A 24,396-nucleotide genomic window follows, 5' to 3' on the forward strand; every position below is an offset into this window, starting at 1 on the left:
ACAAATGTAATAAAACTAAAATTAAATTCAATTACATTTGTAATTAGTGCAATTTACTTTTGTAAACTACTATGTTTAATTATAAAACTATGTAAATCAGCGTTTTATAGTATATTTAATAATCAATTGTGGAAAACTTTGATACTAACAATAACATCTGTGGAAAACTACAAATCTTTACTCAAATCAATTGTAACTGTGGATATCTTCCAATTTTTAGTTCCTGGATTTGTGTATTTATAACGAATCTCTATAAGATTGTCCGTAATTATTGGTTGGTCAAAAAGATTTTCAGCAAACAAAGATTGACTTTTCTCTAGACTACTTTCCAATCTTCCGGGCGGTAATTTGATAGTAGAAATTTTGTTGGTAACTAAATTGGTAATGAGAATTGTATTAAGATCCTTGAGAGTAACGATGAATTGGCTTTTGTCTTTTTCGCTTGTTTGATACAACGATGTACCTAATTTCTTTATAATACTTCCGGAATTTTTATCAAACAAAATATATTCAGAAGGATCACAACATCCCGAAACGGGTCTATTTTCTATCAGAAAAGTTGAGTCATATTCTTTCCAATTTGAGTAACCAAGCCTTCCTGTGAAATCCATAAGATCACTTTCCAATTCAAAAATTGTCTTCTTACTTTTCCCATTTTGAAATATTAACCTGTAAGAATTGCAATCAAATTGCCAGGATAATGTAGTGCCATTTGAAAACTTTTCTTTCTTGCAAGAGATGATTTCCTTCAGCTCAGGTTTGCTTTCACAATTACAATTCTGGCTGTAAATATGTAATGAAAACAAAAGTGCAAACAGCGTTTTCATTGAGCTCGTTTATAATATTAAGACTCGATATGACGGGTTTTCTTTTCCGGAAACATTAGTGAAATAATAATACTCAAAAACAAGATGGAGACAATCACAATTAATGAATGTGACGTTGTAAATCCGATATCATCCAGATAATGGTGGAAGATCATTTTGAGACCGATAAAAGTAAGTAATGCTGCCAAACCGACCTTCAGGAATCTGAACTTACTCACGATCCCAGCCAATACGAAGAACATTGATCTAAGTCCTATAATAGCAAAGATATTGGAGAAAAATACGATATAAGGATCTTTAGTAATCGAGAATATTGCCGGAATACTGTCTACCGCAAAGATTAAGTCTGTAAATTCTACAATAATCAACACCAGAAATAATGGTGTCATTTTTTTGATTCCATCGATTACAACAAAGAATTTATTACCGACAAATTGGTTATGAACTTTGAAATGTTTCTGGGCAAACTTTACGACAGGATGATGCTGCGGATCGACTTCATCATCTTTATTCCGTTCGATGTACATTTTGATTCCCGTATAGATAAGGAATGCGCCGAAGACGTACATAATCCATTCAAATTTCTGGATCAAAGCTGCACCTATAAATATGAACAGAAATCTCATCACAATTGCGCCAAAGATTCCCCAGAAAAGAACGCGGTGATAATTTCGTGGGGCAACACCAAATCCGCTAAAGACCAAAAGAATCACAAAGATGTTATCTATTGAAAGTGCATATTCCACCAGATAGCCAGTCAGAAATTCCAGACCCAAATTTTTATCGTACAGCATAATGCTGTGCTCCAAATTACCGGGAATAATTTTTACCGGATGCTTATGCTTGGCAACAATTTCCTGAAGCCGTTCCATACTGTCGATGCCGTGAATATGATGACCATAATAAGTCAATAATATATAGAATCCTAAAGAAAGCAGAATAATGAAGACACTCATCAATCCAGCTTGCTTCAGAGAAACTGCTGCATCTTTTTTATTGAAAATTCCCAGGTCGAGTAGGAGTAGGGTGACGATGAATATCAAAAATCCTGACAGGAATAAAATCTCGTTGCTCATTTATTAGTAATTGTAGCAAAAATAGGGAATTTATTACGATTTAGTCACTTTTACATTTGTAAAATATAGCAATTTTTCATTAAAATAATGTTTAATAATTTGACGAACAAATGGTTAAAACTGTCTAAAATTGCTATTAAAGTAAATATAAAAATAAACTTTAGTTGAATTATATAAATGACTGATATTATTTAAATTATAAAATAAAAATATTAATATATCAATCCACAAAAATATTAACAGACAAAGTGACATTTCGATTTGTTTAATAATATTACAAATGTAAATCGTGTTATTTGGGATTAAATCTTACTTTTGTGACATCTAAATTAGTACTAATGACAAACAGTTTTCCTTATTCGCAAAATCCAAATTTCCCAGAACGCTATATTTCCCCTGAAAAATTATTTTCTTACCTACAGGACAATTACAGCGATTATATAAAAGAGGTCGGAAAATCGAGTTTGGGGAAACCTATTTATATGTTGACCTTAGGAAATGGCAATATCAAAGTTGCCGCCTGGTCTCAGATGCACGGAAACGAGTCGACTGCAACTTTAGCAATGTTGGATCTTCTTACAATCTTTGAAAAGAATCCTGAGTTGCAAGACAAATTATTTTCCCTGATTCAGTTGGATTTTATCTTTATGTTGAATCCGGATGGTTCTGAAGCCTGGACCAGGAGAAATGCTTACGACATTGATATCAACAGAGATTTTATCAGAGATTCGAGCATTGAAATAAGAGTTTTGAAATCTATTGTGCTGAATGGAAATTACAGCTACTTACTAAATCTTCATGATCAACGGACGATTTTTACGACAGACGGAATTCATCCTGCGACTTTATCGTTTTTATCACCATCAGAAAATCTTGAACGAGATCTGACTGAAAACAGGAAAAAAAGTATGGCGGTGATTGCAGCGATCTATATGCAACTGAAGCAAATTCTTCCAAACCGAATTGCGAAATATACCGACGAATTTTACCCGACATCCAGCGGTGATAATTTTATGAAATCCGGAATTCCGTCCATACTATTTGAAGGTGGATTTTATGAGAATGATCTGGACAGAAAAAAAACCAGAGAATATTACACGCACGCGTTGTATTTTGCACTGAAAGCAATTTCGGTTCTAAAGGGCGATACGCTGAGCTATGAAACATATTTTGACATCCCTCAAAACAGAGAAACTCATTTTGATTTGATTTACAGAAATGTAAAACTAAATACGGAATTCGAATGCATTATGGACATTGCTGTGCAGTACAGAGAAATTCTTGACGATGATAAAAATCTGACGTATCAGCCGTATGTTGTTGAAGTTGGTGATCTGAACCATAAAAAAGGCTGGAAAGAAATTGACTGTACAGATAAAAAATTCATTTCTTTAAAAAAGTTTCCCAAACTCGATTCTTTGGTAGATTTCAAAATCGAATAATCTTAGCAAATAATAAAAACTGACTTTTTTGACTATTTTTAATCAACTGAAAATAAACACTTTACACACTCTATTTAACATAATATAAATTATAGGACTTTTTGCAATTATCGTTTGATAGTCTTTTACAGCTGTCACATTCTCTTATAAATCAATGTGGTACAATATTTTCTACGCTTATTTCAGATCAATCTTAATAATTATGAAAAACACTTTTTTAATTCTCTCAGCTGCCTTAATGATGCTTTGCTCGTGCGAGAAAAATATTGAAAAACAAATTAATGTTGAAAACAGAAAACCTGATACATTGGCCGTTTCAGAGGATCCAAATCAGATTTCAGAAAAAGAAAATGTAGATTATTGTTATATGAATGTGGTTGGAAAAGATTCTATGTTTTTGTCCTACAAAATTATGAACGGAAATGTTTCCGGTAAACTGAAATATAAAAACTTTGAAAAAGATTCCAATTTCGGCGATATTATAGGAAAAGTTGCCGGCGACACTTTGAGAGTCAATTATAAATTTACTTCTGAAGGCTCTGTAAGCGAACGGGAAATTTATTTTCTGCAAGACAGCGGCGTTTTGTTGGAAGGTATTGGTGATTATGCAGATCCAAGCGCTTCGAAGTTGGTTTATTCTTCTCCGAAAGCCATCAATTATTCCAAAGGTCAGAGATTGACACCGGCAGATTGTAAAATGATTTCAGGAAAATTAAAATGAAATTCCTAAAATCTTTACTTTACAAAATAAAACAGCAGCTAAAAAATTAGCTGCTGTTCCTTTGAAAATAATATATAACTATAAAATTATAGTCTGGATAGAATGTGCCGGCGCAGAGAGTTTTGAAGATTTTCCTTCGATCCAGAGATTGAAATCTGTATCCGCATCACCTTCATTCATCACAACCACTACCAGTTCCCCACTCTCGTTCAGGAAACTTGTGGATAACAGAAAATCTTTGTTAGTCGATGTTCCGACGCGCTGTGCATTAGGTTTTACATATTTGGAAATGTGCCCGATGTAATAATATTCGTAAGTGTAATGAAGTTCTTTCGTTTTTGTATCATAAATAATTGGTGCGAAACAGAAATTCCCAACGTGATTTGGTCCTCCTTTTTCATCTAAAAGAATATTCCAATCTGTCCAAGCAGAAGTTCCTTTGTTGAAATCATTGATCATATTTCGACCGTACAATTCGCCTAAACTTACATCGTAAATCTTTGTGAAATCAAATTGTTCTTTGCAACCTTCTGTGAAAATCAGGAATTTTTCAGGAAAAGCTCTGTGTGTTTCTGCAAGATTATCAAACAGTTGCGATTTATTATTCCAGGTTTCGTACCAATGGTAGCCAATTCCGGAAGCATATTTTGAAGTTTCAGGATCTTGTAAAGTTGTGGTTGCTCTTTGGTACATCAAATCTCTATTATGATCCCAAATGATAACTTTTTTATCCTTGTAATTATTTTTCCAAAGCGTCGGACCTAGATTTTCTTTAAGGAATTTCGCCTCTTCATCCGCTGTATACAGGCAAGATTCCCAAGTCTGAACAGCCATTGGCTCATTCTGAATCGTCAATCCCCAAACCGGAATATTTCTTTTCTCATATTCCTGAATAAATTTAACATAATAATTGGCCCAGACCTGATAATACTTGTCCAATAATTTTCCGCCTTTCAGCATATCATTATTGGTTTTCATCCAGGCTGGCGGACTCCATGGACTGAAATAAAATCTAAAATCATTCGGATCAATCGCTTTCTGAGCTAATTTAATTAATGGAATTTTGTACTGTTCATCGTGTTTTACATCAAATGAATTCAGAGATTCATCGTTGTCTTTGACGTAAGTATAAGAATCACTGGAGAAATCGCACGAGTTCATATTGGTTCGGACAATATTGTAGCCTATCCCCGATTTTCCGTAGTAAGCTTCGATAAATTCCTTCTGTTTTTCTTTCGGAATCTTGGCAAAAACCTCAGCAGAAGCATCTGTAATCGCACCACCAATTCCAATCAGTTTTTGATATTTGAAATCTGGATCTACAAAAACGCAAACATCTGTTTCTTTTGGCTGAGGAAAATCTGTAAAAACAGCATTGGCTTTCTTGGCAAATTTTTCGTTGTTTTTTTGTGAAGTAATGATCACTTTTCCTTGCTTCATTCCTTTTTTCCAGTAATTCTGGGCATTTATATTTGCTGAAAGTGACAAAGCAGCAAACAAAATAATTGACTTTTTCATTTTTATTAAGAATATTAGATGTATTTTTTTAACATCATTTTTTAGTTATTTTTTTATAAATTCTGACATAATCTATCAGAAATTTTTGTGGATATATTTTCTCATCTACACCCTCTTTTCCGCCCCAGTTCCCTCCTACTGCCTGATTCAGAATCAAATAGAAAGGCTGATCAAATGGCCAGGCTTCATAATCATTTTCAGTTTTTATGTATGTAAAATATTTTTTATCATCTACAAACATTTCGATTTTATCCGGCGTCCAGTCGGCTCTGTAAACATGAAAATTTTCGGTTGCATCTTTGACGATGATTGTATCGGTTTTTTGAGTATTAATGATGTGATTATACTTTTTCGTATGAACTGATCCGTGAACAAAACCTTCATTGTAGCCAACATGTTCCATAATGTCGATTTCACCATCGTCCGGCCATTCCTTCAGATTTTTGCTCAGCATCCAGATGGCTGGCCAGGTTCCTTTTCCTTTGGGTAATTTTGCCCTCACCTCAACAGTTCCATATTGAAATGGAAACGTATTTTTTGTAATTAATTTAGCTGAAGTGTAATCATTCTTTTCCCATTTTTCTTTTTTGGCTTCGATGATCAAAATTCCTTTTTCTACTCTGGCATTTTCCGTTCTGTCTTTGGTATAGAACTGAAGTTCATTATTTCCGAAACCATCACCGCCGACTTCAAATTCCCATTTGGAAGAATCTGGCAAACCATTGTTATTAAATTCATCCTGGAAAACGAGTTTACCTTTCTCAGAGTTTTTTTGACTCGAGCAAGCAATACTCATTATTAGAACTGATGAAAAAGCTGATAATGCTATGATTTGTTTGAACTTCATAAATTAAATTTCAGAATTAATTTAATCAAAAATTAAAAAACAAAAGTTGCTACAGATCTTGCTGGTAAAGCTGTTGCAGCGGATTTACCATTCATTTTGATATTGAAATTTTCTGTTGCATTTCCTTCATTCAGAACGATTAGAGTTGTTTTGCCATTTGGTGTTGTGAAGGCTACTGAACTTAAATTTCCTGGTTGTGTAGATGCAATTCTTTGAGAATTCTGAGGAACAAATTTAGATGCGTGAGCAATGATGTAGTAAGCCACATTTTTGGTTAAAGATTCGCTTGTACTTACCGTAACTGCGCCTTTACACTGCGTGCAGCCACCATCTGTGTGCGGATTGAAACCAGGATCATTCGCAAGATTCCACTCCAAAGCAATTTTGCTCCAGTTTCTCATTGAACCAATGATCACGTTTTTGGAATGCCACATCAAATCATCAGAAAAAGAAGAAGTTGAGCCAGTCCATTGCTCTGTAAAATAAAGATTCTTAGCAGGATAAGCCAAATGAACATTACTTAAAACAGCAATATTACCGGCATAAAGATGGAAAGCTGAACCATCAACATACTTTGAAGCTTCGGGATCTGCCAGGATTGACATTGGATATTCCGGTTTGTCACAATTGTGATCGTAAAGAACGATTTTTGTTGTGATATTAGCTGCCTGAAAAGCCGGCCCAAGACTGTTTTTGATGAATGTTGCCTGCTGAGGCGCTGTCATTAATAAACTTGGATTATTACCGGGATGCAAAGGTTCGTTTTGCGGTGTGATGGCATCAATTGTGATTCCCTGCGCTTTCATTCCCTGAATGTATTTCACAAAATATTGCGCATAAACATTGTAATATTGAGGCTGAAGACTGCCGCCGATTGAACTTCCGTTGTCCTTCATCCAAACCGGAGGCGACCAAGGTGTTGCCATAATTTTGATATTCGGATTGATGGTCAGGATTTTCTTCAGCATATCAATCAGAGCTTGATCTTTTGATAATGAGAAATTGGCCAGAGACAAATCAGTTTGTCCGGCAGGCATATCGTCATACGAAAAAACCGTACTGTTAAGATCTGAAGCGCCGATACTTAATCTGATATAATTGACTCCAATAGAATTGTCCTTATTAGAAAAAAGGTCCTGAAGTAATTCTTCCTTTTTAGTTGCCGATAATTGATTGATTACCTGCACACTTCCGCCAGTCAAGGTGTAACCAAAACCGTCGATGGTCTGATATTTCTGCGAAGCATCTACATCTAAAGTCTGATAATTATTGGAAGCATTGTTGAAGAAAATATCGCTTTGTTTCTGAAGTTTGATGGATTCATCTGCTTTTGTGAGCCAGAAACTTGCGGAAGCATAATTACCATTATCACCACTAGTCGCAGGCGGATTTGTTGAAGTTTCATCAACGGTACTGCTCTGGCAAAACAACAGCGAAAAGATGGTTAAGCCAAAGAAAAATGCTCGGTTTGGAAAAATGCGTTTTGAGTGATTGTACATTTTAATTAGATTTTAATGCTTATCAATTTTGATTTCAATTAAGAAAATTGTCACGGAATTTCAGTTCCAATACAGCTTTCTTTTTGTTGTGAATTCTCGACTGACAGCTTGTTAGAAAAAATGAAAGAGGTTTTTGAGGACCTCTTTCACCTAAGAAATATGATAAGAAAAAATTAGTTAACGCCTCGGAATTCTACATTTTTGATAGAAATCCCTTCTTTCATGTCATTCCCGCCTGATCTTATGGCAAAATAAACTGTACCATCCTGAGTCGCTGTAAAAGTACCGGTTGGATTATTTACATTCACAGAACCCTTACTTGAAATCTTACCTTCAAAAGCTGTAGTTCCGCTACCTGCCCAAGTATTGATACCTCTCAACCAAGTAGAATCATTGCCATCTCCTGTGTAATCATTGTTAGCAGTTGGTTTTGTGTAACCTACGTAGATTTCAAACCACGAATCTGAAACTCCTTTTGAGGTTACTACTGCATCTGCCATATATTTTCGTCCCTTCACAACTTGGATAGCCTGATACATCACGTTTCTGTCCCAACCTTTAGCAGTGAAAGTTGCCCATCCGTTGGCAAATGACCACAAGGCTGTATTTGAAGGATTTGGAAATGTCATTGTCCATTTTGCAACATCTGTAGCATCCAAAAACTTCCCTCCCTGGATCAGATTTCCGGAAAGCGGATCCGACTTATCAACTTTTACTGTCTGACTTGATGTTCCAGCAACAACGCCTCCTTGTCCGATAATCTGATGCTGAATCACATATGTCCCCTCATCAGGAATAAATACGTCATTGATATTTGCACCTCTCCCAAAACCGCCGCCATCTCCCAGATCCCAGTTGGAATAGAGGTAATTTTGGTTTGATGAAGTTAATTTGTAGTGATTTTCCGAAGTTTTTGTAACTGTGAATGATGCATCTGTATTGGTTGGCGTAAGCCCGTTTCCGTCGCCGTCAACTGTCTCAGGCATACATGAGGAAATGAATAATGCTGCAGATATTAAAGTTAAAACTCTTATTTTAGATATGTTCGTTTTCATAAGATTGCTGTTAGAATTATTAATATTGAGGATTTTGTTTCAACGCCGTATTCAATAGTTCTGCATAAGGAATTGGTAAAACTTCATTCTTACCTGCTACAAATCCTTTCGAAGCTAATTTTGAAGGCGCCTCACCCCATCTGATCAAGTCAAACCAACGATGTCCTTCCCCTGCTAATTCTCTTCTTCTCTCATCTTTTACTGCCTGCAACGTTACCGGAACTGAGGCCAATCCTACTCGTGAACGTACAGCATCTAGTAAAGCCTGTGCTCTACTTCCTGTTCCTCCCAAAGCTTCAGCTTCCATTAGATAACTGTCAGCTAGCCGAATGACCATATAGTTTTGACGGAAATTAAGTTCCATCGCACCTGGCAATGGAGAAATTCCCGATCTGTAAGGTGCAAATTTTTTCAGAAAGTAACCAGTATCTGCATACGCTGGAGAATAAGAGACTTTGCCTTCTGCCTGAAGTTTTTTCACATTAAGTATTGTGGCATCTGCACGAGGATCATTCTGCATGAAATTAAAAAGATCATCGGTTGCTGTATTGAAAGCCCAGCCGGAAACGATATCTGGAGCATTGCTTCCAGCGGAAAGAGTGTAAGATCTTGGCCCTGTCATTATACAGATAGAATTACCTTCGTCTCTTCCTTGACCCCAAAAATCCCAACTCGACATTCCTGCGTTCGAATAAACAGCTTCGAGAATTGATTCCGAAGTAAATTTATTATATTCTAATTTACCATCACCATTTGGATGAAGTCCCCACAAAGTATTGTAATCAGCAACAAGTTTGTAGCCATATTGGCTTGTTTGTCCAGGAGTTCCATTCACTTCTGCGAATTGTGTTGCCGCTTCAGTTTTTTTATTATCAAAAAGATAAATTTTTCCCAGGATTGCTCTAGCAGCTCCTTGCGTAATTCTCCCGTTTTCTGTGCCTGAAACTGTCATCGGTAAGTCTGATAAAACATTTGCAATATCTCCTTCTATTTGATTGTATATTTCTTGCTTAGGTGTCTGTGGAATATTCCAATAATCATCTTGAGATGTGATCTGTTTTAAAATTAACGGGATATTCCCAAACATTCTTAAAAGTTCAAAATAGTATAATGACCTAAGAACAGTTACTTCTGCCAAAATTCTTTTTTTGAAAGCCTCACTAACAGGTGCACTAGGAATTCTCTCTATTACCCAATTTGCTCTAGCAATTCCTTGGTAATAATCTTTCCAATAACTTGCTGGCATTGTGTTTGGATTTATATTATAATTACTAAACCCTTGAATTCCAGCACCATCAGTAGAACTCCCACCTCCAGAATAGAAATCATCCGATCCAGCGTTTAGAAATGTAACCATATTCTCAAATCCACCAGCATACTTCTTCATAATATCATAAACGGAGGCAGTAGCACTAAGACATTGTTCTTCGCTTTTGAAATAATTAGCATCATCAAAAGTTCCAATATTTTCTACATCCCCAATGTAATCTCCAGTACAACTTACATTACCAAGACTAAATCCGGCTAACATAACAACTGCTATACTTTTATTTATAAAATTTAAATTTTTCATTTTTTTAATTATTAAAATTGAATGTTTGCTCCAAATAAAAACGTTCTTGCTTGCGGATAGTAAGCTCTATCAATACCATATTCATTACCTCCCGCAATTTCTGGATCGTAACCAGTATATTTAGTAAATGTGAATAAATTTTCTCCTGTCACATACAATCTCACTTTGTTAGCTCCAAATTTCATTGTTGTATCTCTTGGAAGAGTATATCCTAATTGAACAAGTTTAATTCTCATATAATCTCCTTTTTGAAGATAGTAGCTGGACATTTTTGTATAGTTTCCATTAGAATCTGCTCTTGTCAACCTCGGATTTTCATTTGTCGAACCTTCCCCAGTCCAGCGGTTTAAGATTGAGGTCTGATAGTTGGCATCCAACATATCTAGTCTTCTCAGACCTTGAAGAATCTTGTTGCCTCCTTGTCCTTGAGCAAATACCATAAAATCAAAATCTTTGTAACTCATGTTTATTGTAAATCCATAAGTAAATTTAGGAAGAGAACTTCCGATATCTACTCTATCATCTTCAGTTATTTTTCCGTCTCCATTGTTATCATTCCACATAAAATCTCCTGGTTTTGCATTTGGAAGAATCATATCTCCATTGGCATTTACATAAGAATTAATCTGTTGCTGATTTTGAAAGACGCCGTTATAAGTATATCCGTAAAATGTTCCTACAGATTTTCCAACCTGAAGTCTGGATACTGTTCCCATAGAATGCAGTGAAGAAAATTCTCTCCATTCTACATCATCTTCCAATCTAAGAACTTCGTTTTTGTTTGTAGAAAAGTTACCAGTTAATGAAAGATCAAAATCTTGCCAGCTCTTTTTGTAGCCAAGTTCGAACTCCATTCCTTTGTTTTCCATATCACCAACATTAGAAAAAGGATCGATAGGTACTCCCACATACCCTGGAATCGCTACTCTACGCAAGATGTCTGTAGTTTTTTTGTAGTAATAATCGAAGCCTAGTGTGAAATTTCTCAGAAAACGGATGTCTGCTCCTATATCTGTCTGTGCGGTTTCTTCCCACTTAAGATTTGGATTTCCTAGTGTATTGGGACTATAACCAATTATTATACTAGGATTAATTTCTCCATTTGGATAATTGCTTCCCGATACTAAAGAACTTCTGTACATAAAATCATCTATAGCATCATTTCCTAGCACACCATATCCACCTCTAATCTTGAAAGTGTTGATAATTTCGTTATCCTTCCAAAAACCTTCTTTATGAACATTCCATCCTAAAGAGAACGAAGGGAAATTACCCCAATATTTCAAAAACTTGGATGATCCGTCTCTTCGAAAAGTTCCTGTCAATAAATACCTGTCCTGATAATCATAGATGAAACGTCCAAAATATGACGCTCTTCTTGTTTGTGTAGTATCCCAAGCAGATGCCGTAATATTTTTTGCATCAACGGCATAAAATGCTGCATCCTGCCAACTATCAATAGGTAAATTTGTATATGTTACACTTTGTCCGGAACCGACATTGTTTCGATAAACACCTTGCCCTATCATAATGTTAAAGTTATGATCACCTAGCTTTTTCTGATATGTCAATGTATTTTCAAAACTCCATTCAAATTTAGTTTGAGTCGTTCTGTTTAAACTGTTAAATGCAAGATTACTTAATGTTGAACTTAAATAAAATTTAGGATTGAAACCTTCACTTCCCCAATATGATTTTTTTCCATTAAGAGTTGTTTTAAAATTTAAGCCAGGTGCTAATCTTAAATCTGCGAAAACGTTACCTACAAAATCATCAGACCAACCATTTCTACCTTGTTGGGTATATCTATATGCTAAAGGATTAGACATTTCCTGATTAACCCAAGGCGAAATACCATAAGGATTACCATTTTCATCACGTATCAAAGGTTGGTTAGTTGGATAAGTGGCCGGATTTACCAAAGACCAGTCTGTAACTACTGCCGGTGTTGTCGGATCTAGATTTATAGCAGAGCTTAATGGCCCTCCAAATAATTCATTAGTTCCAATTCCTTGGCTTGCCTGGTGCGTGTATAAGAATGTTTGTCCAATAGTTAGGAAATCAAGGACTTTGTGTGTGGAGTTCAAACGTGCATTTAGCCTTTTATACTTCGAAATATCTCCCATTACTGTTCCAGTTTGATCAAAATATCCGAACGACGCATAGTAGGTAGATTTTTCATTTCCACCATTGATGCTGATCTCATGAGACTGTCTGTCTCCCGTATTGAAAATTGTATCCTGCCAATCTGTACCCTGTCCGAAAATTGATGGATTTGCGAATCTAGGCGCTTGCCCGTCATTTACAAATCCCTCATTAATTATAGTTGCGTATTGAGTAGCATTCAGAAGATCAAGCTTCCTAGCAACTTGAGAAACTCCAAAACTTCCGTTGTAGGCTAAATTAAGTGCACCTTTTTTTCCTTTTTTAGTGGTAACTAATACAACCCCTCTGGCAGCAGACACACCATAAATTGCTGATGAAGCTCCATCTTTCAAAACTTCTATACTTTCTATATCAGACTGATTAAGCCAGGCAATTCCATCAACAATAATTCCATCAACAACATACATTGGATCATTACCACCTGCTCCAAAACTAGTAAGTCCTCTAATTCTGACGGTTGCAGGAGATCCGGGCTGTCCCGAATTTGTAACAACAGAGACACCTGCAGCTCTACCTTGGAGAACTTGTTCAGGTCTACCTTGTGGTATGTCCTCGATGTCAGAAGCTTTAATACTTGCAATCGCTCCCGTCACGTTACTCTTCTTCTGAGTACCGTAACCGATGACAACAACCTCTTCAATTGTTTTCTCTTTGGAAGTGGTGTCACTTACCTGCTGTGCCGAGTAGTTTGCTGTAAAATAAAGAACAGCTGCTAATCCGAGACATTTTGAATACTTTAAGTTCATATTTTAATTAATTTTTGTTAATCTCAAACTGAGACAATAAAAGTAATTTTTTTTTCTACACCACAAAATAATTTTTTATTTTTTTTATTTTCCCTTTATTAATGGTATTTTAACACTACACCTTATCATAATTTTCGGTTATTTTTGTACTTTTGACATCACTGAAAATAGTAGTCAATGTTAAAAAAAGTTAAGGCATCATTAAATGAATGTTAATAAAAACAGGATTAAGCTGCCCTTGATGTTCAGCTTTCTCATCTTCTCGATGCTGCTCAACAGTATGGGCGTGATTATCCTTCAATTGTCCGAGAAGATTTCCTATAAGGGATTAGGCGTTTTGGAATCTTTTAAAGATATTCCAATGGCGATTATGTCTATATTTTGTGTCAATCTGATTGCAAAAACCGGCAACAAAAACGCACTCGTATTTTCCCTGCTTTTCATACTTTTGAGCTGCATTGCACTGCCATTGGTAGATACTTTTTGGTTTTTTAAAATCTGGCTGAGTATTGTTGGTGTAAGTTTCGCGTTGGCAAAGATTTCTGTTTTCAGTATTATCAAAAATAATTTTCAGGATGAACAGTTATCCAGCGCCATCAGCAGTGTAGATGCTTCTTTTATGTTCGGAATCTTCTTTGTTAATATTGGTTTTGGAACTTTGCTAACCAGTTCGTACGCCGAATATTGGAAGTTCGGATTTTGGGTGATCGCTTTGTTTAGTATTATCACTTTACTAATGTTGAGATCAGCGAGAATTGATGAAGAAAGAACTTTAAAAACAGAAAAAAAATCCGGCGAGTGGAAGTATTATTTGAAGCCAAAAATTGTGTATTTCTTTATCATCGTGTTCTTTATGGTATCAGTAGAGCAGAGTTTTAATTCCTGGTTACCTAGTTTCTTTAGGAACAATCTGAAGATCAATTCATATTTTGCTTTGCAATCATCCGCATTTTTAGCTTTATTTTCATTTTTCGGAAGATTGATTACCAGCCGATTAATATTGAGATTTCATTGGTTCAAATTTGTTTTAGTATGTCTCTGCGTTGTCTTTTTGATTTTAGGAGTTTGCCAGATCCTGATTTCAAATTTTTATAATGATTTCAAATTTTTATTAATATTCATCATTCCGCTTGTTGGATTTTTTTTGGCACCGCTGTTTCCTCTTTACAATTCTGAAATTCTTAACAAAGTTCCGAAAGAAAAAACACACTTTTTGGTATCCATAGTGGTCATCTGTTCTTCATTAGGAAGTTCGGTAGGATCGCTGTATATGGCTGTCATATTTCACAAAAATTTAAGTAATTTTTATCCTTTATTTATTTTATTACCATTATTAATTATATTTGGTCTCACATTTATTCTAAATAAAACACCGATAACCAATGACCGAAAACCACAAGAATAAACAAAACTTAAAGGAATTAATAGACACCAATGATTTCGTAGAACACGTCTCTGTAGACTGCGTGATATTCGGCTTTCACAAAGATACGCTTAAGGTTTTGCTACTGAAATACCACGATCTTGATCTTTGGTCTGTTCCGGGCGGATTTATCTTCAATGATGAAAATCTGAATGACGCTGCGGCAAGGACTTTACACGAGCGTACACACCTCTCCGACGTTTTTCTGGAGCAATTTTACACTTTCGGTGACATCAAAAGAACCGAAAATAACACACACCAGAAACTTCTTGAAAACAAAAATATTGAAGTCGACAAAAATCACTGGATCTATCAGCGTTTTATTTCTGTGGGCTACTGTGCTTTGATTGATTACACGTTGACGTACACTTTCCCGGACTCCTTCAATGAAGTTTGCCAGTGGTTCAACGTAAACGAACTGCCAAATATGGCGTTTGACCATCAGGAAATGATTGAAAAAGGCTTGCTTTACCTCAGAAAAAATATCGATTATCAAGTGATGGGAAGCAATCTTCTGCCGGACAAATTCACGATGAAAGAACTTCAGCATCTTTACGAATCAATTCTAGGCGAACCGCTCAGACGCAACAATTTCCAAAGAAAAATCCTGGGAATGAATATTTTGGAACGTCTCGAAAAACATTACAGCGGATCTGCCAACAAAGCGCCTTACCTTTACCGATTTTTGGAAGGATCAGAAATCAAACAATCAGATTTTGACAAATAAATTTCCTAATTCAGCATAAAAAAAAGACGACAAATTCTGTCGTCTTTTCTATTTGGATGATATTCTTAGAACCAATTTTAAGCTAAAACCTAAAATCTTCTACCTTAAATCTACCTCGTATTTTTCCCATCAACCTTGATTCTTTCAGCTCTGTTTGCCAATTCCCAAGCGGTTGCAAAAACCAACTGCGTTCTTTTCTGTAACAATGGATAATCTATTTTATCAGGATCATCCGTCGATTTGTGATAATCTTCGTGGATACCGTCAAAGAAAAACGCTACCGGAATATTATGCTTTGCGAAGTTGTAATGGTCGGATCTGTAGTACAATCTTTCAGTATCTTTCGGATCGTCATATTTGTAATTAAGTTCCAGCTTCACCGTTTTATCGTTCGCAGCCACATTGATTTTTTTCAATTCAGAACTCAACATTTCAGAACCGATGACATAAACGTATTGCTTTCCTCTGTTTTCCGGATCATCACGCCCGATCATATCGATATTAAGATCTGCAACGGTATTTGCTAAAGGAAAAACCGGGTGATCAGAGTAATATTCTGACCCGAAAAGTCCGTGCTCCTCCCCAGTGACATGAAGAAAAAGAATGGAACGTTTTGGTCCGTAACCTTTTTTCTTAGCTTCCTGAAACGCCTGAGCAATCTCCATTACCGCCACAGTTCCACTTCCGTCATCATCCGCACCATTGAAAACAACGCCGTTTTTAGTTCCAACGTGGTCATAATGCGCAGAAACAACAATCACTTCGTTTGGCTTCTCACTTCCTTCGATGTAAGCCATTATGTTTTCGGAATCAGGCAAAGTTTCGCCATATTTTTTCATTGCTTCCGCAGGTACTTTTTGATAATATGATCCTAAAGCTGCAGGAAATCCAATTCCGTTTTTCTTGTATTGTTCGATCATGTAAACGCCTGCTTTTTTCTGCCCGGCACTTCCGGTATCTCTACCTTCCATTTTATCGTCGGCGATTACGTATAGATTTGTTTTCAATTCTTCCAGGCTGATGCTGTTGTAAGCATCTTTGAAACCTTTGCCTTCGTAAGTGAAATTCTTGACTGTCGAGCAACTTTGCAAAAGTGCAAAACCAACAAAGAATCCGTATAGTTTTATATTTTTCATAAAGTAAATTTAATATTAAGTCGGCGTTATAAAAAGTTTGTTACAAAGTTTTTCCGAATTTCTTCTTTAAATCAATTTCTGTTTTAATGAATAAAAATAAGGTTAATAGTATGGATTCAATAATTCCAACAATATTAATGGCAGTTTGATCAGGAAATAGAATGAGTCCAATAAATCCAGTAACTAAAAGCAAAATCCCACAAATCACCATTAATTTGGATGACAATTTTTGGGCAAAATTCCACCTTTCAATATTTTGCATTGAGCTTGATGTTCTGTATCCATAAAGATAATTGATCTTTTTTGGAGGAAAAACAAACATCAGAAGCCCTGCAAACAAGAAAACCGATCCGACAAGAATCGGAACAGATATGGAATCTTCTAACATAACTCATTATTTTAAATTAATTCTCCTGTCCAAAACTCAGCAGAGTTCCATTTGGATCTATCAAAGCAAACTCAATCATTCCCCAAGGCTTTGTTTCCAATTTTCCGTTTGGATGAATTTCAACACCTTGATTTTGAATATCCTGATAAAATTTTTCAATATCATTATCGATTCTCAGATAAATCATAAAATCCGACTTTTCTGTCTGCAAAGTTTCAAATCTGAAAAAATGAATTTCCAAATCCTGATATTTCGTTATCAAATAATCGCCGTGATCAGCAACAAGTTTAAAACCTAATTTCTGATAATAATCTAACGTCTTCTCTTTTTCTATAAAGGGAAGTTTGGGTATTACAAGTGAAATCATAATCTATAAATTTTTAAGCTAATTCGTCATTCCATTCTCTGATGGTCACTTTTGCAATCAAACCTTCCTGCACAAAAGGATCGCCATTCACGAATTCCTCCGCAGCTTCTTTGTTGATAAAAATAGCCATCGCGCCTTCTCCCGGATTTGCAAAAGCGCCAGTTCCCAAAACTTTTCCAGACTTAATAAACTCTTCTTCCAACACTTCGTGACGTGGAAAAACGGCCATAAATTCATCCATCGTTTTCTCGGTGTTGTGTTCGTAAAATACTACTGCTTTCATATTTGTTTGGTTTTTTTAATATTTATTTAATAAAATCATTTTTGATCAACGATAATTTTAATAAAGTAACAAAATTTAAAATAATCATTTGATGTTAAATAAATTTTCTAATTATTTTTGAGAAAAATCCATCCTGTAAAATTTTTTCCATTTAATAAACGAAGTAAATACCAGTACGTACTGGTTGGCAAATCTCGACCTGCTTCCTTACCATTCCATTTCATCACTGAATTAGGTTTGGAAATTTCTTTATAGACCTTTTTACCATTGACATCATAAATTTCAAGTTCAGAATTGTTTAAAAATTCAGTTCCGTAAAAACTAATCTCATCATTTTTTCCATCTCCATTCGGTGAAATAAAATTTGAGATTGAAAGTAATGAAAATAACTTAGGAACTGAAGTACAGGTTTCATTTATACGGCGGATAAAAGCATTATAAACAGTTCCTTTAACCAGATTATTAAAACGATTTGATCTCTGCCAGATAACCGAATCCAAAGAATACTCGTATTCTGAAACAGCTCCTAGCAATGGTAGGATCTCAATGTAATCATCCCAAATAAGTACATCTTTTACAACAGGTGTGATATTTTTTGTATCTACCTCAATTGAATAACTACAGCCTGCAGGGTTATCAATTTGATAGACATATTTTCCAAAAGCATTGTTTTTAGGATTGAAAACACCTAAATAACCGCCATTTAATTCACTGGGACCGATCCAACTTCCAGAATTATTGGATGACTGGATGAGGGAAAACAAAGATACCTCTGCATCATCTTTGCAAAATTCAATTTCTGAATCTTTGCCAGGTATCGGAAGAATGGTAAACTCGGCGCGATAGTTTTGAGTATTATTATTTATAAAATATTTATCAGCACAAGTAGAGCTGCTTCCCAGCTCGCCAGAATATTGAAAATAAGTTTCCAAAACATATCTTGCAGGTGTTCTGCTTGTCAGATCTATTTGATACTCAAAGTTTTTATATTTAATATATTTTTTATTGGTTGTATCATAACAAGAACCAAAATTATCAGAGAACATTCCGCTTGAGCAAGTAAAAAAGTCAGTGAGTTTCAAAGGTGTAAAGATGGGCGATGCAGGTCTGCTATTGACTTCGTAGATTGTATAAAACAAATTGATTTCGCAGATTTTCGAATTATCATATAAAATACTTTTGACTTCGCCGCCACTTAAATTTAGGGTTTTGGAATTTTCATAAAATTCTCCAAGAAAAATGCCGTTAAAAAAACTTCCATTAGGACTTATTGCATCAGCTGAATTGCCATTATTAGTAATATTAAAATACTTTGTACTGGTTGTAGTACAAATATTAATACTGACAGCGGAAGCGAGATTGCCGAAAGACTGACAAAATAAATTCCCTGAAAATATGAACAATATTATTATGCTAATTTTCAGTGAAAAAGACTTCATACTTTTTCTAGATGTATTGTTCAAATTCTGTTTTTTTAATGCGCTTCCAACCAATTGTTCCCGACACCAACTTCCACCAAAAGCGGAACTGTCGTCTCAAACGCAGATTCCATTTCTTTTTTAATTAATGACATCGCAACATCTACTTCATCAATCGGCGCTTCGAAGAGCAATTCATCGTGAACCTGCAAAAGCATTTTGGTCTGAAGGTTTTGAGCTTCCAATTCTTCATCAATTTTTATCATTGCCAACTTAATAATATCGGCTGCACTTCCTTGGATCGGTGCATTCACAGCGTTTCTTTCGGCGTGCGCTTTCACTACAAAATTGCTGGAATTGATATCTTTCAAATGGCGTTTTCTACCAAGAATCGTTTGGACGTAACCTTGATCCTGTGCTTTCTTGACCTGCTCTGCCATATATTCTTTCAAACGCGGATACGATTCATAATAAGAATCGATCATCTTCTTCGCTTCGGTTCTGGAAAGTCCGGTCTGTTCGGCTAAGGCAAAAGCACCTTGACCATAAATGATCCCGAAATTCACTGTTTTCGCCTGACCTCTTTGGGTTTTGGTCACTTCTTCCAAAGGAATATCAAATAACTTCGCTGCTGTGGACACGTGAATATCCTCGTTGTTTTGGAAAGCAGCAATCATATTTTGTTCGCCGGAAATTTCAGCGATCAATCGTAATTCAATTTGAGAATAATCGGCAGAGATGATCTTTTTTCCTTCGTCAGCTACAAAAGCGCCACGGATTTGTTGTCCTCTTAAAGTTCTGATCGGGATATTTTGAAGATTCGGATTCACACTTGCCAAACGTCCTGTAGCAGCGACTGTTTGCGCAAACGTCGTATGAACACGTTCATCATTCTTATCGATTTGACTTGGCAACGCATCAACATAAGTTGATTTCAATTTTTGCAACGTTCTGTATTCCAAAATCGAAGCAATGATCTCGTGCTTCGAAGATAGTTTTTGAAGGACATCTTCCGAAGTTGCGTATTGTCCGGTTTTGGTTTTTTTCGCTTTCGGATCTAATTGCATCTTATCAAAAAGGATTTCGCCCAGCTGTTTCGGAGAGTTCATATTGAAGTTTTCTCCGGACAATTCGAAGATCTTGGATTCTAAAACTCTCAAATCATTTTCCAAATCAATACTTTCTTGCGCTAACCAATTATTATCTAGTTTTACACCTGTCAATTCGATTTTCGCAAGAACGCGCATCAACGGCATTTCTACATTGTAGAACAATTCTTCCAGATTTTCTTTGGCCAATTGTGGGGCAAACAATTCATATAATTGAAACGTCACGTCCGCATCTTCTGCAGCATAAGCTGTTTGTGTTTCTATATCAACTTCACGCAACGTCAATTGGTTTTTCCCTTTTTTACCGATGAGCGATTCGATGGAAACCGGTTTGTAATCGAGGTACATTTCTGAGAGATAATCCATTCCGTGACGACCGTCGGGATTCAGAAGGTAATGCGCGATCATTGTGTCAAAGATTTTGCCTTTGATATCTATATTGTAATTCTGAAGAACTTTTGCATCGTACTTCAGATTATGGGCAATTTTCAAAACGTCTTCAGCTTCGAAAAATGGTCGGAAAAGTTCAATCGTTTCTTGTGCTTCTTCCCTATTTTCGGAGATTGGAATATAATAAGCTAAACCTTTTTTATAAGAGAAACTCATCCCGATGAGTTCCGCTTCCAACTCGTTGAGCGAAGTGGTTTCCGTATCAAAACAAACCGCTTTTTGCTTAAGCAGATTGCTTAGAAGAATTCTCTGCGCTTTCGGATCATTGATGTATTGATAAAGATGGTCGTTGCCTTCGATGTTTGATTTTGTAGTAGTTGCCTGATCTAGCTGTTCGAAAGTGGCAAACATATCCATCATTCCGTTTTTATTCGGTGCATTGGAAGTTTCAACTTTTCCGTCATTAGGATTTTCAACTTCCATCAATTCCTCCACATATTCTTTGTTTGAGAATGCGCGGTAAAGATTTTCGTACAATCTTCGGAATTCCAATTCGTCAAAAATCTCTTTGACCTTATCGAAATCCGGCATATCGAGATCGTATTGTTCTTCGATAAATTCGATTGGCGCGTCACAAATAATGGTTGCTAATTTCTTGGAGAGAAGTCCACGTTCTGCGCTGGCTTCCACCTTCTCTTTCATTTTTCCTTTCAGCGCGTGCGTATTTGCCAAAAGATTTTCCATTGACCCAAATTCCTGGATGAATTTTCTCGCCGTCTTATCACCAACACCATCCAAACCTGGAATATTATCCACCGCATCACCCATCATTCCAAGATAATCGATGATCTGTTTCGGGTCGTTGATCTCGTATTTGGCTTTGATCTCTTCAACACCAAGAATCTCGATCTCGCTGCCTTTCATACTAGGTTTGTAGATTTTAATTTTATCTGTAACCAACTGCGCAAAATCCTTATCCGGCGTTACCATAAAGACATTGTAGCCCTGTTTCTCAGCTTTGCAGGCAATCGTTCCAATGACATCATCCGCTTCATAACCTTCCACGCCCAAGATCGGAATGTGCATTGCTGTCAAAATATCGTTGATGAAAGGCTTGGCCAAAAGAATGGGTTCCGGAGTTTCCAGACGGTTTGCTTTGTACTCTGCATAATCGTCGTGGCGGACGTTTGTTCTCCCAACATCGAAGACCACAGCCAAATGTGTTGGGCGATCTCGCTTTATTAATTCGATCAAAGAATTGGTAAAACCAAAAATGGCAGAAGTATTGATACCTTTTGTCGTAATCCTGGGATTTTTGATGAATGCAAAATAGCCACGGAAAATCATCGCGTAGGCATCTATCAGAAATAATCTTTTGTCTGTTGAAGTCATAGAAACAAAAGTAATAAAAATGTGATGATTATGTGATGAAAGGTCTAAAAATAGGCCAATTTTAATCTGTTAAAAAAATCTTAAAATTTTCATTGAATTGTTGAAAATTCATTGTAATTTTGCACTAAGCAAATGAAAACACATCTATCTTCTTTTTTTCTAACTTTCTATGTATCAACTCTCCTGATTTCGTGTGCAAATTATGGAGACACTTTGGTTTATAAGAACAAAGATTTTAAAATTTCTAAAGTAAAAACCGTTTTATATTTCAATCCTGAGATCTTCCCGGACATTACCGAAATTAAAGAGCCAACCTACTCTGCGTTCTACACCGCAACTTCTGACAAAATGAAATCCCTCGGGAATATCAAATATCTGCAGGTGGATACGCCAGTTTCTTTTGATGAAGTCGATACAAAAATGGTAAAGGAGATTTGTCTGAACAATAATGCTGATGCTGCTATCATTCCTAAAGTGAAATATTTCAAAGTTGGATTTGGGCGTTATGTATTTTCAAATCAAGTGATTGTGAGTATGAAATTATACGATTCCAAAGGACATTTCATAATGGAAACTTCTTACGACACGTACAAAGGAAATGGCAGATTGCTTGGCTCGGCTTCCAATTCTGTGATCATCGGGACAAAAGGCGCAATCAGAAAAATTCACAAAGAGCTGATCAACTAATTTTATTCTGTTCTAAACTACTTTTTATTCACATTATATTAATGTATTTCTAAAGGAATTCTATCAGATTTTAATACTTTTGCAATGCAAAATTCTAAACAATCGAGAATCCGGAAATCATACTAAATCCAGCTGACGTCGCAGAATCACTGAGCAAATTGCCAGTGAAGGAACGTCTGTTGCAATTTCTGAAATTACCGAAATCCGAAAAAGCAGATGTTTTTTCTCACTTAGATCCTGATTTCCAGGAAGAAACAATCAGAAGTATTGCAAGCCACGAGGTTTCTGACATCCTGAATGAAATGTCACCCGATGACAGAACTCAACTTTTCGAGGACTTTCCTGATGAATTAATTAAATCATCTATCAACCTTCTCAATCCGCAGGAAAGACGTGTTGCTTTGAAACTTTTAGGCTACGAAGCAGATTCTATCGCGCGTTTGATGACGCCATATTACGTTCAGATCCGTAAAGAATGGACGGTGAAACGCTGTCTGCAGCAGATTAAAAAAGTTGGAAAAAAAGTGGAAACGCTTAACTTTCTTTATGTTGTGGATGAAAAGAATATTTTAATTGATGATATCACGATCGGTTCTCTCCTGTTGGCTGATGAAGATCAATTAATTTCTGAACTTACTGATGATCATTTTGTCGCAATCACAACGACGACTTCCAAGGAAGATGCAGTTCCTTATTTTGAGAAATATGACCGAAGTGCACTTCCAATTATTACAGAAAATGGTGTTTTAGTTGGAATTGTAACAATTGATGACATCTTAGATCAAATTGAATCTCAAAATACGGAAGATATCCAAAAGTTTGGAGGTTTGGATGCCTTGGATATGCCTTACACGCAGACTTCTATTTTTGAAATGGTTAAAAAACGTGGTTTTTGGCTGATTGTACTTTTCTTTTCCGAAATGCTGACCGCTTCTGCAATGGGCTATTTCGAAGATGAAATTCAGAAAGCGGTTGTTTTGGCTTTGTTTGTTCCATTAATTATTTCGAGTGGCGGAAACACAGGTTCGCAGGCTGCAACATTGATTATACGTGCGATGGCGCTTCAGGAAATCGGTTTGAAAGATTGGTGGTACGTCATGAAAAAGGAAATCTTCACCGGAATTTTTTTGGGGAGCATTTTGGGAATTATTGGATTTATGCGGATTGCATTCTGGCAGAAAGTCGGACTCTTCGATTATGGAGAACATTGGGCTTTTGTAGGATTGAGTATCGGAATTTCTTTAATGCTGATCGTACTTTGGGGAACGATTTCGGGATCTATGGTTCCGTTTGTCCTTAAAAAATTAAAACTGGATCCTGCGACTTCTTCCGCGCCTTTTGTGGCAACACTTGTGGATGTGACGGGATTGATTATCTATTTCTCGGTTGCCGGATTATTTCTTACAGGGAAACTTCTTTAACCTTTTCGTAAAAACACTTCGACTCCGCTCAGTGTGACATTCTAATATTATACTAAATCGAAACTATCGACCAATCTTCAATCCTGGCGAAGCGCGCCCCGGCTTGAGTGGATCCCGATGTTAAATCGGGAGGGAACGGAAGACGGATAAAGGCGCCCAAATATTACTAAAAATAAAAAAGCCAC

The 24,396-nt window shown here is 36.1% G+C and carries 20 protein-coding genes; 6 read left to right on the forward strand and 14 right to left on the reverse strand.

The window, feature by feature from the left end; genetic code table 11:
- Positions 1–167: 167 nt before the first annotated feature.
- Positions 168–827, reverse strand: coding sequence for a hypothetical protein (locus LUD75_RS13175; protein WP_232706180.1), 660 nt, complete (start codon positions 825–827; stop codon positions 168–170).
- Between the two features lie 17 nt (positions 828–844).
- Positions 845–1,903 (reverse strand): TerC/Alx family metal homeostasis membrane protein, encoded by a 1,059-nt coding sequence (locus LUD75_RS13180; RefSeq protein ID WP_232706181.1) that lies wholly within the window; start codon positions 1,901–1,903, stop codon positions 845–847.
- A gap of 338 nt (positions 1,904–2,241) precedes the next feature.
- Here LUD75_RS13180 and LUD75_RS13185 point away from each other — a divergent pair, with 338 nt between their 5' ends.
- The gene (locus tag LUD75_RS13185) at positions 2,242–3,345 is read left to right on the forward strand and encodes a M14 family zinc carboxypeptidase (RefSeq protein ID WP_232706182.1); all 1,104 of its coding nucleotides are present in this window, start codon (positions 2,242–2,244) and stop codon (positions 3,343–3,345) included.
- Between the two features lie 202 nt (positions 3,346–3,547).
- Entirely contained in the window at positions 3,548–4,066 is a 519-nt protein-coding gene (locus tag LUD75_RS13190) for a hypothetical protein (protein WP_232706183.1), read from the forward strand.
- Positions 4,067–4,144: 78 nt separating this feature from the next.
- Here the strand turns inward: LUD75_RS13190 and LUD75_RS13195 are convergent, their stop codons facing one another.
- From LUD75_RS13195 to LUD75_RS13220, 6 genes are all read right to left on the reverse strand, one after another.
- Complete coding sequence (locus LUD75_RS13195) at positions 4,145–5,584, reverse strand: glycoside hydrolase family 30 protein (protein ID WP_232706185.1); 1,440 nt, start codon at positions 5,582–5,584, stop codon at positions 4,145–4,147.
- Positions 5,585–5,618: 34 nt separating this feature from the next.
- Positions 5,619–6,431 (reverse strand): glycoside hydrolase family 16 protein, encoded by an 813-nt coding sequence (locus tag LUD75_RS13200; RefSeq protein ID WP_232706187.1) that lies wholly within the window; start codon positions 6,429–6,431, stop codon positions 5,619–5,621.
- Positions 6,432–6,463: 32 nt separating this feature from the next.
- On the reverse strand, positions 6,464–7,930 hold the full coding sequence (locus LUD75_RS13205; RefSeq protein ID WP_232706189.1) for a glycoside hydrolase family 30 beta sandwich domain-containing protein: 1,467 nt from the start codon (positions 7,928–7,930) through the stop codon (positions 6,464–6,466).
- A gap of 173 nt (positions 7,931–8,103) precedes the next feature.
- Entirely contained in the window at positions 8,104–8,985 is an 882-nt protein-coding gene (locus LUD75_RS13210; protein ID WP_232706191.1) for a hypothetical protein, read from the reverse strand.
- Positions 8,986–9,004: 19 nt separating this feature from the next.
- Positions 9,005–10,558 (reverse strand): RagB/SusD family nutrient uptake outer membrane protein, encoded by a 1,554-nt coding sequence (locus LUD75_RS13215; RefSeq protein WP_232706192.1) that lies wholly within the window; start codon positions 10,556–10,558, stop codon positions 9,005–9,007.
- 11 nt (positions 10,559–10,569) lie between these two features.
- On the reverse strand, positions 10,570–13,470 hold the full coding sequence (locus tag LUD75_RS13220) for a TonB-dependent receptor (RefSeq protein ID WP_232706194.1): 2,901 nt from the start codon (positions 13,468–13,470) through the stop codon (positions 10,570–10,572).
- Between the two features lie 205 nt (positions 13,471–13,675).
- Between LUD75_RS13220 and LUD75_RS13225 the strand changes: the two genes are divergently transcribed.
- Together LUD75_RS13225 and LUD75_RS13230 are read left to right on the forward strand one after the other, a co-directional pair.
- Positions 13,676–14,875 (forward strand): MFS transporter, encoded by a 1,200-nt coding sequence (locus LUD75_RS13225; RefSeq protein WP_232706196.1) that lies wholly within the window; start codon positions 13,676–13,678, stop codon positions 14,873–14,875.
- Entirely contained in the window at positions 14,853–15,620 is a 768-nt protein-coding gene (locus LUD75_RS13230) for an NUDIX domain-containing protein (RefSeq protein WP_232706198.1), read from the forward strand. Before LUD75_RS13225 ends, LUD75_RS13230 begins: the two co-directional genes overlap by 23 nt.
- A 110-nt stretch (positions 15,621–15,730) precedes the next feature.
- Here the strand turns inward: LUD75_RS13230 and LUD75_RS13235 are convergent, their stop codons facing one another.
- From LUD75_RS13235 to polA, 6 genes are all read right to left on the reverse strand, one after another.
- On the reverse strand, positions 15,731–16,756 hold the full coding sequence (locus LUD75_RS13235; RefSeq protein WP_232706199.1) for a M28 family metallopeptidase: 1,026 nt from the start codon (positions 16,754–16,756) through the stop codon (positions 15,731–15,733).
- A gap of 40 nt (positions 16,757–16,796) precedes the next feature.
- A complete protein-coding gene (locus LUD75_RS13240) occupies positions 16,797–17,144 on the reverse strand; it encodes an SdpI family protein (RefSeq protein WP_317207322.1) in 348 nt (115 codons plus the stop codon).
- 16 nt (positions 17,145–17,160) lie between these two features.
- Positions 17,161–17,511, reverse strand: a complete 351-nt coding sequence (locus LUD75_RS13245; RefSeq protein ID WP_232706201.1) for a VOC family protein — start codon at positions 17,509–17,511, stop codon at positions 17,161–17,163.
- Between the two features lie 13 nt (positions 17,512–17,524).
- Positions 17,525–17,794, reverse strand: a complete 270-nt coding sequence (locus LUD75_RS13250) for a YciI family protein (RefSeq protein WP_232706204.1) — start codon at positions 17,792–17,794, stop codon at positions 17,525–17,527.
- Positions 17,795–17,901: 107 nt separating this feature from the next.
- Complete coding sequence (locus tag LUD75_RS13255) at positions 17,902–19,197, reverse strand: T9SS type B sorting domain-containing protein (protein WP_232706206.1); 1,296 nt, start codon at positions 19,195–19,197, stop codon at positions 17,902–17,904.
- A 71-nt stretch (positions 19,198–19,268) separates the two neighbouring features.
- Entirely contained in the window at positions 19,269–22,103 is a 2,835-nt protein-coding gene (polA, locus tag LUD75_RS13260; protein WP_232706207.1) for a DNA polymerase I, read from the reverse strand.
- A 132-nt stretch (positions 22,104–22,235) separates the two neighbouring features.
- Here polA and LUD75_RS13265 point away from each other — a divergent pair, with 132 nt between their 5' ends.
- On the forward strand, positions 22,236–22,790 hold the full coding sequence (locus LUD75_RS13265; protein WP_232706209.1) for a pyruvate decarboxylase: 555 nt from the start codon (positions 22,236–22,238) through the stop codon (positions 22,788–22,790).
- Positions 22,791–22,891: 101 nt separating this feature from the next.
- A complete protein-coding gene (gene mgtE / locus LUD75_RS13270) occupies positions 22,892–24,211 on the forward strand; it encodes a magnesium transporter (RefSeq protein WP_232706328.1) in 1,320 nt (439 codons plus the stop codon).
- The last annotated feature ends 185 nt before the right edge of the window (positions 24,212–24,396 follow it).

This window comes from Epilithonimonas sp. JDS (genome assembly GCF_021261315.1).
Classification (GTDB): Bacteria; Bacteroidota; Bacteroidia; order Flavobacteriales; family Weeksellaceae; genus Epilithonimonas.